Origin of the sequence: Caulobacter sp. FWC2, assembly GCF_002742625.1 — a bacterium.
GTDB lineage: Bacteria > Pseudomonadota > Alphaproteobacteria > Caulobacterales > Caulobacteraceae > Caulobacter.
This window is the reverse complement of the sequence record NZ_PEBF01000001.1, coordinates 4681083-4694624: the sequence shown is the minus strand read 5'-3', so window position 1 is coordinate 4694624 and position 13542 is coordinate 4681083. Positions and strand designations below refer to the sequence as shown.

Below are 13542 nucleotides of genomic sequence, written 5' to 3'. Positions count from 1 at the left end.
TGCTAGACGCGAATTAGGACGTACGGGATATGGACGAGCTAGAGGCCATCAAGGTCACCTTCTTCCAGGAATGCGAGGAGCTTCTCGCCGACCTCGAGGGCGGTCTCCTGGCCATGCAGGAAGGGGCCGGCGACAGCGAGACGGTCAACGCCGTGTTCCGCGCCGTCCACTCGATCAAGGGCGGCGCCGGCGCCTTCGGCCTCGAGCCGCTGGTGCGCTTCGCCCACGTGTTCGAGACCCTGCTGGACGCCGTGCGGGCCGGTTCTGTGCCCAACACGGTCGAACTGGCCGCCGTCCTGCTGCGCGCCTCCGACATCCTGGCCGACCACGTCAGCGCCGCGCGCGGCCTGGGTGACGTCGACATGGCCGCCTCGGCCGCCATGGCCGCCGAGCTCGAGACCTGGACCGACCCGAACGCCGCCCCGGCCCCGGCCGCCGCTGCTCCGGTGGCGGTCGAGGAGACGGCTTCCGCCGCCGCCAGCGTTTCTGACGTCGCCGCCGAAGACGCGATGGATGACGACGACCTCGGCTTCACCTTCGTGCCGCAGACCATCTCGGTCGAGGCGCAGGCCGCCGACGCCGATCTGATCCCCTCGAACGTCTGGACGGTGTCAATCCGTCCGAAGTCGGACCTGTATCGCAAGGCCAACGAGACGGCGCTGCTGCTGCGCGAGCTGAACCGCCTGGGTCCGATCAAGGCGACCCTCGACGACCGCGCCCTGCCGTCCCTGGAAGACCTGGATCCGGAAGCGGCCTTCGTGACCTGGAGCGTCCGCCTCGAGACCGAGGACGACGAAGCCGCGATCCGCGAAGTCTTCGAATTCGTCGACGGCGACTGCGACCTGGAAATCACCCGTGGCGAAGCCGCAGTCGAGGATGCGCTGGCCTCGCTGCTGACGGTCGCCGAGGCGCCCGCCGCCGCATCTGAAATGGCCGTCGAGCCCGTCGCTCCGGCCGTTATCGAAATTCCCGCCGCTGAAGCGGTCGCAGCGCCCGTCGCCGAGGTCGCGGCCGTCGCGCCGACGCCCGCGCCGGCGGCCGAGGCCGCCAAGCCCGCCGCCGCCACGCCCAAGGCCACCCAGGTCGAAGTCCCGGGTCCCGGCCAATCGGTGATCCGCGTCGATCCCGAGCGCATCGACCGTCTGATCGACCTGGTCGGCGAGCTGGTGATCAATCAGGCCATGCTGGCGCAGCGCGTCGGCGAATACGGCATCGCACCGTCCTCCAACCTGGCCATGGGTCTGGATGAGCTGGAACAGCTCACCCGCGAGATCCAGGACAGCGTCATGGCCATCCGCGCCCAGCCGGTGAAGTCGGTGTTCCAGCGCATGCCGCGCCTGGTCCGCGAAGTCGCCAACATGACGCACAAGCAGGCTCGCCTGGTCATGGACGGCGAGAACACCGAGGTCGACAAGACGGTCATCGAGCGTCTGTCCGACCCGATCACCCACATGCTGCGCAACGCCATCGACCACGGGCTGGAATCGCCCGAGGAGCGCAAGGCTGCCGGCAAGAATCCCGAAGGCGTCGTGCGCCTGGCCGCCCTGCACCGCAGCGGCCGGATCGTCATCGAGGTCTCGGACGACGGCAAGGGCATCAACCGCGAGCGGGTCCTCTCGATCGCGGTCAAGAAGGGCCTGATCGCGCCCGACCTGACCCTGACCGACGAAGAGATCGACAACCTGATCTTCCTTCCGGGCTTCTCGACCGCCGACAAGATCTCGGACGTGTCGGGTCGCGGCGTCGGCATGGACGTGGTCAAGCGTTCGGTCCAGGCCCTGGGCGGTCGCATCTCGATCACCTCGCGCCCGGGTCTGGGCTCGACCTTCACGCTCAGCCTGCCGCTGACCCTGGCCGTCCTGGACGGCATGGTGGTCGACGTCGCCGGCGAGACCCTGGTCGTGCCGCTGGCCGCCATCGTCGAGAGCCTGCGCCCGAAGCCGGAAGAAGTTCGCCCGCTGGGTCCGGTCGGCTCGGTGCTGGCCGTCCGCGACAGCTTCGTGCCGCTGATCGACGTCGGTCAGGCCCTGGGCTACCGCACCCATTCTCCGCACCCGACCGACGGCGTGGTGCTGCTGGTCGAGGGCGAGGACGGCTCGCGCGCCGCCCTGGTGGCCGACGCCATCCACGGTCAGCGCCAGGTCGTCATCAAGTCGCTGGAGCAGAACTATCAGCAGGTCGAGGGCGTCGCCGCCGCGACCATCCTGGGCGACGGCCGCGTCGCTCTGATCCTCGACGTGGACGCCACGATCGCCATGCGTCGCCGGGACGGCGGCGCGCCGCGCCCGACAGAACCCACCCTCATCGCAGCGGAGTAAGTCATGACTGACCATGCCGCCGCCACGGGGATCGACCGCCGGGAACTGATTTCCTTCCGCGTGGGGGACCAGGAGTACTGCGTGGACATCATGGCGGTCCGCGAGATCCGCGGCTGGAGCCCGGCGACGGTGCTGCCGCAATCGCCCGGTTTCATGCGCGGTGTCATCAATCTGCGCGGCGCGGTGTTGCCGATCATGGACCTGGCCTGCCGTCTGGGCATGCCGGTGATCGAACCGACCGTCCGCAGCGTCTTCATCGTGGTCAAGGCGGGGGACCGCACTGTCGGCCTGCTGGTCGACGCGGTTTCGGACATCCTGTCGGTCAATGACGACATGATCCAGCCGACCCCCGACATGGCCTGCGACACCGTCCGCAACTTCGTCCGCGGCATCATCTCGATCGAGGGCCGCATGATCAGCGAGATTTCCTTGGACCGTATCCTGCCTGAACGGGAGGCCTTGGCCGCCTGATGACGAGTTCCGCTACCACCTCAGAACGCCGCGAAGCCATCGTCGATGGCGAGTTCGCGTTCACCAATCAGGATTTCAAGCGCATCGCCGCGCTGCTGTACGACCTGGCCGGCATCAGCCTGCCCGACAGCAAGGCGACGCTGGTTTATTCCCGCCTGGCCAAGCGCCTGCGGACCCTGGGTCTGCGGACGTTCACCGACTACTGCGCCTTCGTCGCCAGCGACAAGGGCCACGACGAAAGCCAGGAGATGCTCCGGGCGCTGACGACGAACGTCACGCGCTTCTTCCGCGAGCCGCACCACTTCGACGACCTGCGCGCCAATGTGCTGGAGCCGGTCGTCGACAGAGTGCGCGCCGGGGGCCGCCTGCGCCTGTGGTCGGCCGCCAGCTCGTCGGGCCAGGAGCCCTATTCGATGGCCTTCACGGTGCTGTCGGTATGGCCGAACGCGGCTGATCTGGACATCCGGATCCTGGGCACGGACATCGACACCAACGTGCTCGCCACCGGTCGCGAGGCCGTCTACGACGAGTCGCTGCTGGAAGGGATTCCGGCCTCGGCGCGCAGCCAGTTTTTCGAGCGTGATGCGTCGGATCGTCGCGCCTGGCGCGTTTGCGACGCGGCCCGCAGCCTGGTCGCGTTCCGGGAACTAAATCTCAATGGTCCGTCGTGGCCTATGAAGGGGCCTTTTGACGCAATCTTCTGCCGGAATGTCGTGATCTATTTCGATGAACCTACTCAGGAACGCGTCTGGAGCCGCTTCGCGCCGCTCGTCGCGCCAGGCGGCCGACTGTATGTCGGCCACTCCGAGCGCGTGAGCGCCAACATCACCGCGTTCGAAAGCTGCGGCTTGACCGCCTATCGAAAGGTGGGTCGCTGATGCCTAAGATCCGTGTTCTCGTCGTCGACGACTCCGCCACCATGCGGAGCCTGATCACGGCGGCCCTCTCGCGTGACCCGGAGATCGAGGTGGTCGGCGGCGCCGGCGACCCGTTCGAGGCTCGCGGCATGATCAAGGCCTTGAACCCCGACGTCGTCACGCTCGACATCGAGATGCCGAACATGAACGGCATCGAGTTCCTCGAGAAGATCATGCGCCTGCGGCCCATGCCGGTGGTCATGGTCTCGACCCTGACCCAGGCGGGCGCGGAGATGACTCTGCGGGCCCTGGAACTGGGCGCGGTGGACTGCGTGGGCAAGCCCGCCGACGCCACCGGCACCCAGGAAGCCCTGGCCGAGATCGTCGCCAAGGTGAAGATCGCGGCTCGCGCCTCGGTCCGGACCAACGCCGGCGCCGCGCCAAGCGCCGCGCCTGTGCGCCGCAAGGACTTCATGCCGTCGGGTGACATCGTGGCGATCGGCTCGTCGACCGGCGGGGTGGAAGCCCTGCTGTCGATCCTGACCCTGTTCCCTGAGACCTGCCCGCCGACGGTCATCACCCAGCACATGCCGGCGACCTTCACCGCCAGCTTCGCCGCGCGCCTCGACCGCGCCAGCGGGGCCAAGGTGCAGGAAGCCACCGACGGCGCCCTGCTGGAGCCTGGCAAGGTCTATGTCGCCCCCGGCGGCGCCACGCACCTGACGGTCGTTCGCTCGGCGGGCCTGCGTTGCCGCCTGGTCCAGGGCGACCCGGTCAGCGGCCACCGCCCGTCGGTGGACGTGCTGTTCAACTCGGTGGCGGCCGCGGTCGGCGACAAGGCTGTCGGGGCCATCCTGACCGGCATGGGCCGCGACGGCGCCCAGGGCCTCCTGACCATGCGCAAGGCCGGCGCCAAGACGTTGGGCCAGGACGAAGCCTCTTGCGTCGTCTACGGCATGCCGCGCTCCGCCTTCGAAATTGGCGCTGTGGAGAAGCAGGTTTCCCTGTCCCACATGGGCCAATCCATTCTCGATCTAGCCTCCGCGAGGCGCTGAACCATGCCGCAAGCTAGCACCATCTCCGTACTCGTGGTCGACGACCAGCTCACCATGCGGGCTCTGATCCGCAATGCGCTGCAGCAGATCGGCTTCAAGGACATTCGTGAGGCGCCGGACGGCGAGGAGGCTCTGAAGAACCTCCTGGCCAAGCCCGCCAACCTCGTCATTTCCGACTTCAACATGCCGAAGATGGACGGCTTGGCGCTGTTGCGCGCGGTGCGCTCGCATCCGCCGATCCGCCAGACCGCCTTCGTCATGCTAACAGGCCGCGCCGACCGTGAACTGGTCCAGCGCGCCGTGCAGTTCGGCGTCAATAACTATTGCGTCAAACCGTTCACGGTTCAGGGCTTGAAAGAGAAGATCGAACAGGTGTTCGGGCAGCTGACATGACGCAATTCTCCCACCACGACGACCCGGAACGGGCGATCAAGGTTCACGTGACCCAGGGCGAAAGCCATGTGACGGGCGATCCGCAGGTGGTGATGACCACCGTGCTGGGGTCGTGCATCGCCGCGTGCATTCGCGACCCGCAGGCCGGTGTCGGCGGCATGAACCACTTCCTGCTGCCGGATTCCGGCGACGGCCGGACCGGCGGCGACGCCGTGCGCTACGGCGCCTACGCCATGGAAGTGCTGATCAACGATCTGCTGAAGAAGGGCGCCCGCCGCGAGCGGATGGAGGCCAAGATCTTCGGCGGGGCCAAGCTGTTCGACGGCCTCTCGGACGTCGGCGCCAGCAACGCCGCCTTCGCTGAACGCTTCCTGCGCGACGAAGGCATCCCGATCGTCTCGTCCAGCACCGGCGGGGTCTCGGCCCGTCGCGTCGAGTTCTGGCCGACCTCGGGCCGGGTGCGCCAGCGCCTGGTGGCCGTCGACAATGCGCCGCAGGACGTTCGTCGTCCCACGCCGCCGCCGATGCCGGCCGTGGCCAGCGGCGACGTGGATCTGTTCTGAGCCTGATGGCCGCTCTTCAGCTCCAGACGCCGACGATCGCAGCGGCCGAGCCCTTGCCGGCCGAGCACTTGCCGGTTGGGGAGCTGTCGCGTCGCCTGGCTGCGGAGCTGGCTTCGGCTGCGGCCCTGTGTCGGGACTGCGAGCATGTGGCCGGCGATCTCGCCAAGGGCGGGGCGACGCTGGAGAACCTCACGCGCCTGCAGTCGCTGGACGAACTGACCCAGCGCCTGCATGGCCTTTCCGAGGTGCTGGAGCGGATCGGTCAGCACGCCTCGGGCGAATGGAGCGTCTCGATCGAGCCGCTGCTGAGGGGCCTGGGCCTGTCTGACATGGTCGAGCGGCTGCGCGCCGAAGAACGGATGGGCGAGCGCGTCGATCCGGGCGAACTGGACTTCTTCTAGGCGCCCGATGCCAGAACCGCTCCTTCCCTCGACGCGGATTAATCTCGAAAAGGCCACGGTGCTGGTCCTGGACGACAACGGCGCCTCGCTGGACATTCTGTCTCAGGTGGTCTCGGGCTTTGGCGTCAAGCAACTGCTCCGCGCCGAGAGTGTCGCGGACGCGCAGACCTTGATCCGCACCAAGATCTTCGACCTGGTCATCAGCGACGTGCAGATGCCCGTCACCGACGGCATCGAGTTCATCGAATGGCTGCGGAAGGAAGGCGGCGAGAACAACCGCTACGTTCCGGTCATCCTGGTCACTGGCCACACCCGCACCTCGCAGATCTTCAAGCTGCGCGACGCGGGATCGAACTATGTCGTGGCCAAGCCGATCACTCCCAAGGTGCTGCTGGAGCGCATCGTCTGGGTGGCGCGCGAGGAGCGGCAGTTCATCGAATGCGACACCTACATAGGGCCCGATCGACGTTTCAAACACGAGGGACCGCCGCCGGGGACGGATGGACGGCGGAAGGATGACCTCCCGGCGGAGGTGGGCGATGCGCAGACGCCCAACATGTCGGATGACGAAATCGCCAACCTGATGCGCCCAGCAAAGGTGCAGATATGACCGTCCGTAAATTCCGTCCGCCCAACCGACTCGCCAGCATGATCAAGGAGCGGGGCGGCATCCTGGCCCAGGACGCCATCATCGCCGCCGAGGCAGGCGTCGAGAGCCTGCGCGAGTCTTCGTTGGCCGCTCTGGACGAGACGCTCGCGGAGATCGAGCGCCGCTTCGGCAAGACCGCCGAAGGCCGCGACAGCGAGCCTTTCGACGCGCTTTACCTGCTCGGCTCGCGGGTCATCGACGTTGGCCAGTTCGTCTCCGACAGCGGGGTCGACAAGGCGGCGGTGTCCCTGTGCACCCTGGCCGACAGCCTGGCGGAAGCCGGGGTCTGGCGCTGGGATGCGGTCGACGTCCATCTCAACGCGTTTAAGTTGCTACGCGCGATGGGCGCCCAGCTGCCGGCCGTGCAACGCGAGGCCATGCTGGAAGGACTCTATCAGGTCAGCCACTACCGTCCCCACGAGGCCTGATCGGGACTGTGACGAACCGTCACCATGTGTCGGAAACGCAACGGCGGTAAGAGTCTCTGAGGTTGTGTCCGCTTTGTGGCCTTGTCGGCCGCCAATCGCTTTGTTAGTGCTCTGATACCGGTGTCAAAAACGAGTGTCTGCTTCTGACACCGGTGGCAAAAATCAAGATCTAAGGCCGGGGAACGGCTTCGTGGGAAGGGCGCGAAGTCGGAACGAAGGCCAAGGGCGGCGGTGACGCCGTCTCCAAATGGTCTCATCGGGAGGAGGTTCTATGTCCAAGAATAACACGGGACGCGTGCGCGCCCTGCAATACGGCGTGTCCGCGAGCGCCCTGGCCCTGGCGATGGTCTTCGCTGGCGCCGCTTCGGCCCAGGAGACGCCTGCTGCTCCGGCCGCGACCGACGAAGTCGAAGCTGTCGTCGTCACCGGTTTCCGCGCCTCGCTGGCCAACGCCCTCGACATCAAGCGTCGCGAGAACGACCTGGTCGACGTCATCAAGGCCCAGGACATCGCGGATTTCCCCGACCTGAACCTGGCTGAATCGCTTCAGCGCGTGCCGGGCGTGTCGATCGACCGTGACGGCGGCGAAGGCCGCACTATTACCGTTCGCGGCCTGGGTCCCGACTTCACCGTCGTGCGCCTGAACGGCCTGGAAGCCCTGGCCACCACGGGCGGCAAGGACAGCTCGGGCGGCGCCAACCGCGGCCGCCAGTTCGACTTCTCGATCTTCGCTTCGGAACTGTTCAACAGCGTCACCGTGCGCAAGTCGATCTCGGCCATGAACGAGGAAGGCTCGCTGGGCGCGATCGTCGACCTGCAGGCCGCGCGCCCGTTCGACTTCGGCCAGTTCGCCATGAGCGCCTCGGGCAAGATCGGCTGGAACGACCTCTCGCGGAAGAGCGACCCACGCTACACCTTCCTGGTCAGCAACCGCTGGGACACCGGCATCGGTGAAGTCGGCGCCCTGCTGTCGGTGGCCTACGCCACCCGCAAGCAACGCGAAGAAGGCTCCTCGACCGGTCGCTGGGAAAACCCGTCGGTCGCCGCCAACTCGGCCACCGCCTTCCCGTGCTCGGGCGCGGCCTATAACCCGGTCAGCGGCCCGGCCCTTAGCTGCGCGCAGATCGGCACGACCGTCGGCGGCACCACGCCGACCACCACGGCCGCCGCCGGCACCGCCAACAACCTGTGGCACCCGCGTATCCCGCGCTACGGCCGCCTGGACTACGATCAAAAGCGCCTGGGCGTGACCGGCTCGCTGCAATGGCGCCCGACCGCGAACTCGACGCTGACTCTCGACGCGATGCTGGCCAAGTTCACCAACAACCGCGACGAAACCTACCTGGAAATCATCTCGTTCAGCCGCTCGGGCGCTGGCCTGCCGCAAACGGATGTGACCAGCTTCACGGCCGACAGCAAGGGCTCGCTGATCAAGGGTTCGTTCGACGACGTCGACGCCCGCGTCGAGTATCGCCACGACGAGCTGAAGACCGAGTTCAACCAGCTGGCCCTGACCTACGAGACCAAGTTCGGCGAGTCGGGCCACTTCTCGGCCACCTACGGCCAGTCGCGTTCGATCCAGGACAACCCGGTCCAGACGACCTTCTCGTTCGATCGCTACGACACCGACGGCTACAGCTACGACTACTCGGCCAACGACAAGCTGCCGAACTTCAACTACGGCTTCGATGCGACGAACCCGGCCAACTACGTCTACAGCCCCAGCAACGCCCTGGGCGACCCGTCGCTGCTGCGCATGCGTCCCAGCAAGGCGGTCAACACCTTCAAGACCTTCCGCGCCGATGTCGACTACGAGATCCTGAACGGCTTCAAGCTGCGCTACGGCGGCGACTACAAGGAATACGGCTTCAGCTCGTGGGAGCAGCGCCTGTATTCGCGTAACCTCGCGACGACCGGCACGACCTTCACCTCGGAAGCCGCCTTCGGCCTGCCGGCCGGCGTCACCATCGCCGACGTCTCGCAAGTGATCAGCGGCTTCGGCCGTGGCCTGAACCTGCCGTCCGGCGTGCCGACCTCGTGGCTGGCCCCGGACCTCGGCAAGCTGCAGTCCAAGCTTGGCTACGACTGCAACTGCATCAACGCCAACGGCGACTTCCGTCTCAGCGTCCTGAACCAGCTGGGCGCCCTGCGTCAGATCACCGAGAAGGACACCGCCTTCTACCTGCAAGGCGACTTCGACTACGACATTTTCAACATCCCGGTGCGCGGCAATGTCGGCGTGCGCTGGATCAAGACCGACCAGACGGCGACCGGCCACTACAACGCGGGCGCGGTTGTTACGACCGTCGCTACGCCGTTCGGCAACATTTCGGAATCGGTCCCGACCGACGCCGTCCAGACCGTGTCGCGTGAGTACACCAACACGCTGCCGTCGCTGAACATGTCGGCCCAGCCGTTCGACAACTTCTACATCCGCTTCGCCGCCGCCAAGGCGATGACGCGTCCGCAGCTGCCGAACCTGACGCCGGGCTACACCGCCGTCAGCCAGTCGGCGCAGACGCTGACGCGCGGCAATCCCGAACTGAACCCGATGCTGTCCAACAATCTGGACATCAGCTTCGAGTGGTATCCGGACAAGGAAACCCTGTTCTCGATCGGCTTCTTCCAGAAGGACATCAAGTCCTACATCCAGACGTCGGCCGTCACGATGCCGTACTCGGAAACGGAACTGCCGACCTCGCTGCTGACCAACGGCAACACGCCGGACACGCTGTTCACGGTCACGACCCAGATCAACACCCCCGGCGGCAAGCTGAAGGGCTTCGAGGTCTCGCTGCAGCGTCCGTTCACGTTCCTGCCCGAGCCCTTCGACGGCTTCGGCGGCATCGTGAACTACACGCATGTCACCAGCGACATCGAGTACGTGATCAAGAACCCGACCTACGCCGGCACGCCGCGCGTTCAGACGGCGCCGGCCGTGCTGCTGACCCAGCCGCTGCTGAACCTGTCGCCGGACGCGTTCAACGCGACGCTCTACTACGAAAAGGGTCCGTTCAAGGCGCGTATCTCGGGCTCGTATCGCGACCCGTATCTGATCCAGGTGGCCCCGTCGGCGACCAACAACAACGACGTCCGGATCAAGGAAAAGACCTTCAACCTGGACACCCAGATCAGCTACAACTTCAAGAACTTCACCATCACCCTGGAAGGCATCAACCTGACCGACCAGGAAGACAGCAAGGTCGACGACTCGACCCGCATGATCTCGGAAGAGTACGTACACTACGGCCGTCAGTACTATCTGGGCGTGAAGTGGAAGTTCTAAGCTTCCACGGCTCTCGGGCCTAAAAGGAAGGGCGCTGACCGCTAGGTCAGCGCCCTTTTCTTTTGTCCGTTGGGGGCGGAGGGTTAGCGCGCGATACCATCGATCCAGGTGGCCGTGACGTTCAGCCGCTCATCCAGCAAGCAGAAGTCGGCCGCATAACCCTTGGCGATCTTGCCGCGCTGGGCGCCGAGGCCCAGGAACGCGGCGGGGGCGGCCGAGGCCATGGTCACGGCGTCTTCCAGGCTGACGCCCAGCATCGCCACGGCGTTGCGCACCGCGCCGGCCATGTCGAGGTCGGAGCCGGCCAGGGTGCCGTGATCGTCGACGCAGACGCCGTCGCGCACGACGATCTGGCGCCCCTGCAGGACGAACCGCTTGTCGGCCATGCCCACGGTCGGCATGGCGTCGGTCACTAGCATGAACCGATCCAGCGGCCGGGTGCGCAGGGCGATCTTCAGCGTCGTCGGGTCGACGTGGCGGCCGTCGACGATGATGCCGCACCAGGCGCTCGTGCTCTCCAGCGCCGCGCCCACCGCGCCCGGCTCGCGGCTGGTCAGGGGCGACATGGCGTTGAACAGGTGGGTGAAGCCGGTCACGCCGTGGTCCAGCGCCTGGCGCATGGTCTTGTAGAGCGCGTTGGTGTGGCCGGCGGCGACGCGCACGCCGGCGTCGGCCAGGCGCTGGATCATCTCCGGCGTCGTGCGCTCCGGGGCCAGGGTGACCAGGGTCTGGCCGACCTTCAGCGAGGTCAGCAGGGCCAGGGCGTCTTCGTCGATGACGCGGAACTTGCCCTCGTCATGGATGCCCTTGCGCTTGGGATTGAGGAACGGGCCCTCGATGTGGATGCCCAGCACGCCGGGGACGCCCTGTTCGATGGCGGCTTCGGTGGCCCGCATGGCCCGGTCGACCACCGAGAGGTCGTCGCTGATCAGGGTCGGCAGGAACCCGGTCGTGCCATAGGCGCGGTGGGCCGCGCCGATCGCGGCGATGGCCTCGGGCGTGGGCGAGTCGTTGAACAGCACCCCGCCGCCGCCATTGACCTGGGTGTCGATATAGCCGGGGACCAGAAGGCCGCCGTTAAGGTCTCGCCGCTTGGCCCCTGGCGGAACCGCGCCCGCCTCGACGACGCCGGCGATCACGCCGTTCTCGACCAGCACGGCCTTGCCGTCGACGACGCCGGCTTCCGTCAGGACGCGGCCATTTACAAGCGAGGCCAGCATCAGAGGGTTTCGGTGACCTTGTTGAGGTGGGGCGGGCTGTCGGGGTCGTAGCCGCGCGCCACCGACAGGGCGTTGGCCATGCGGTAGAAGCTCTGGATCATCAGGATCGGCTCGAGGACCGGGTGGCTGGACAGGGTCGGCAGCACGCCGCCGCCGGCCTCGCCCATTTCCGTTCGATTGGGCGCGGCGATCAGCACGTCGGCGCCGCGCTCGCGCAGGCCCGTGGCCATGTCGTCGACGCTGGCGCGGCTCTCGTCGTTCTGGGCGAAGACCAGGACGGGGAAGCCGTCCTTGACCAGGGCCATGGGGCCATGCAGCACCTCGGCGGCGCTGAAGGCCTCGGCGTGCAGGCCGCAGGTCTCCTTGAACTTCAGGGCCGCCTCCAGGGCGACGGCGAAGCCGACGCCGCGGCCCAGGACGTAGAGGTTGCGGGCCGGCGTCAGGCGCTCGACGGCCGGGGTCCAGTCCAGGGCCCAGGCCTGCGCCAGGGCGTCGGGCAGGGTCGCCAGAGCCTGGGTCAGCTCATCGTCCTGCCTCCAGGCGGCGATCAGCTGGGTGATGGCCGCGAGGGCGGCGATATATGACTTGGTGGCGGCCACCGACAGCTCGGGACCGGCGTGCAGCGGGATCACCGCGTCGGCCAGCTGGGCCAGCGGCGAGTCGACCACATTGACCAGGGCCACGGCATAGGCGCCGGCCGCCTTGGCCGCCTTCACCGAGGCCAGCAGGTCGGGGCTCTTGCCCGACTGCGAGATGGCCAGAACCAGCGCGCCGTCCAGATTGGGCGAGGCGTCATAGACCGAGCTGACCGACAGGCCCGCCGACGAGGTCAGCACCCCGGCCCTGGTCTCGATCAGGTAGCGGGCGAAGGTGGCGGCGTGGTCGCTGCTGCCGCGCGCGCAGGTCACCACCACGCGCGGCGGATTGGCCCGCAGCCGCTCGGCCAGGGCCTCGATCGCGCCGGCGTTGGCCGCCAGCTGCGCGGCCACGACCGCCGAGGCCTCGCCCGCTTCCAGGAACATGCGCGTGGCTTCAGGCGACAACCTCGCGGGCGCGGGGGTCTCAGGACGGATCAAGACAGTCGCCTCCAAGCTCTACTCCTCAGGACTCAAGACACTCAAGACTGACGCTCACGACAGGGCGTTCAGTTCCGCGACGAAGTCGTATGCATCGCCGCGATAGTAGGATTGGGTGACCTCCACGGCCCGGCCGTCCTTCAGGAAGCCGCGCCGCTCGATCAGCAGGCCGGCGTCCTTGACGGGCACGCCCAGCAGGTCAGCCTGCTCGGCCTGGAACAGCACCGCGCGCAGGCGTTGCAGCGCGCGCACGGGACGGTGGCCGGTGGCCTCCAGCGCCTCGTACAGCGACACGCCGACGACTTCGGTGGAGGCCAGGGCGAAGGCCGCGATGGTGGTGTACTCCACGGCCATCGGCGCGCCGTCCGCATAGCGGATCCGGGCGAAGCGATAGACCGGCGTGCCGGGCGACAGGCCAAGGGTCAGCGACTCCTCGGGGGTGACCTGGCCCTCGGCGCGGCTGATCCATTCGCTGCGAGGCGTGCGGCCGCGCGAGATCATGTCCTCGGTGAAGGACGACAGCTTGGAGAAGCTCTTTTCCACGCGTGCGGCGACGAAGGTGCCGGCGCCTTGTCGGCGCGTCAGCAGGCCTTCGCTGACCAAGCCGTCCAGCGCCTTGCGCACGGTGATGCGCGAGATGCTGAACTCCTCGGCTAGATCCCGCTCGGCGGGCAGGGCGTCGTCGGGCGCGAGGACCTTTGTCTGGATGGCCTCTCGCAGAGCGCGCTGCAGTTGCTTGTAGAGCGGCGCGTGATCGTCCTTGGCGTCGAGCCGCCCGATCCGTTCAGCAAACGTCATTTACAGCCTCCCCGCCCATGCCGCGCA

General features: G+C 67.2%; 13 protein-coding genes. 10 read left to right on the top strand and 3 right to left on the bottom strand.

Going from position 1 to position 13542, the window contains the following annotated elements; translation table 11 throughout:
* The first annotated feature begins 29 nt into the window (after positions 1–29).
* The 10 genes from CSW62_RS22160 to CSW62_RS22115 all read left to right on the top strand — a co-directional run bounded on the left by CSW62_RS22160 (position 30) and on the right by CSW62_RS22115 (position 10421).
* Positions 30–2318, top strand: coding sequence for a chemotaxis protein CheA (locus CSW62_RS22160; RefSeq protein ID WP_099581618.1), 2289 nt, complete (start codon positions 30–32; stop codon positions 2316–2318).
* 3 nt (positions 2319–2321) lie between these two features.
* On the top strand, positions 2322–2789 hold the full coding sequence (locus tag CSW62_RS22155) for a chemotaxis protein CheW (RefSeq protein ID WP_099581616.1): 468 nt from the start codon (positions 2322–2324) through the stop codon (positions 2787–2789).
* Positions 2789–3667, top strand: a complete 879-nt coding sequence (locus CSW62_RS22150; protein ID WP_369827518.1) for a protein-glutamate O-methyltransferase CheR — start codon at positions 2789–2791, stop codon at positions 3665–3667. The genes CSW62_RS22155 and CSW62_RS22150 overlap by 1 nt, the downstream gene beginning before the upstream one ends.
* Positions 3667–4701 (top strand): chemotaxis response regulator protein-glutamate methylesterase, encoded by a 1035-nt coding sequence (locus tag CSW62_RS22145; protein ID WP_099581612.1) that lies wholly within the window; start codon positions 3667–3669, stop codon positions 4699–4701. The genes CSW62_RS22150 and CSW62_RS22145 overlap by 1 nt, the downstream gene beginning before the upstream one ends.
* Before the next feature lie 3 nt (positions 4702–4704).
* On the top strand, positions 4705–5094 hold the full coding sequence (locus tag CSW62_RS22140; RefSeq protein WP_010918325.1) for a response regulator: 390 nt from the start codon (positions 4705–4707) through the stop codon (positions 5092–5094).
* Positions 5091–5657 (top strand): chemotaxis protein CheD, encoded by a 567-nt coding sequence (locus tag CSW62_RS22135; RefSeq protein WP_099581610.1) that lies wholly within the window; start codon positions 5091–5093, stop codon positions 5655–5657. The genes CSW62_RS22140 and CSW62_RS22135 overlap by 4 nt, the downstream gene beginning before the upstream one ends.
* Positions 5658–5662: 5 nt before the next feature.
* Positions 5663–6058 carry a chemotaxis protein CheU gene (locus CSW62_RS22130; RefSeq protein WP_099581608.1) on the top strand — a complete coding sequence of 132 codons (396 nt, stop codon included), beginning with the start codon at positions 5663–5665 and terminating at the stop codon, positions 6056–6058.
* 7 nt (positions 6059–6065) lie between these two features.
* The gene (locus tag CSW62_RS22125; RefSeq protein WP_099581606.1) at positions 6066–6668 is read left to right on the top strand and encodes a response regulator; all 603 of its coding nucleotides are present in this window, start codon (positions 6066–6068) and stop codon (positions 6666–6668) included.
* Positions 6665–7135: a chemotaxis protein CheE gene (locus tag CSW62_RS22120; protein WP_099581604.1), complete on the top strand. Its 471-nt coding sequence runs from the start codon at positions 6665–6667 to the stop codon at positions 7133–7135. The genes CSW62_RS22125 and CSW62_RS22120 overlap by 4 nt, the downstream gene beginning before the upstream one ends.
* A 271-nt stretch (positions 7136–7406) precedes the next feature.
* Positions 7407–10421, top strand: coding sequence for a TonB-dependent receptor (locus tag CSW62_RS22115; protein WP_099581602.1), 3015 nt, complete (start codon positions 7407–7409; stop codon positions 10419–10421).
* Between the two features lie 83 nt (positions 10422–10504).
* Here the strand turns inward: CSW62_RS22115 and nagA are convergent, their stop codons facing one another.
* The 3 genes from nagA to CSW62_RS22100 are packed head-to-tail and all read right to left on the bottom strand — an operon-like array spanning position 10505 to position 13515.
* A complete protein-coding gene (nagA, locus tag CSW62_RS22110) occupies positions 10505–11641 on the bottom strand; it encodes an N-acetylglucosamine-6-phosphate deacetylase (protein ID WP_099581600.1) in 1137 nt (378 codons plus the stop codon).
* On the bottom strand, positions 11641–12732 hold the full coding sequence (locus CSW62_RS22105) for an SIS domain-containing protein (RefSeq protein ID WP_099581598.1): 1092 nt from the start codon (positions 12730–12732) through the stop codon (positions 11641–11643). Before CSW62_RS22105 ends, nagA begins: the two co-directional genes overlap by 1 nt.
* Positions 12733–12771: 39 nt before the next feature.
* On the bottom strand, positions 12772–13515 hold the full coding sequence (locus CSW62_RS22100) for a GntR family transcriptional regulator (RefSeq protein WP_099581596.1): 744 nt from the start codon (positions 13513–13515) through the stop codon (positions 12772–12774).
* Positions 13516–13542: the final 27 nt, after the last annotated feature.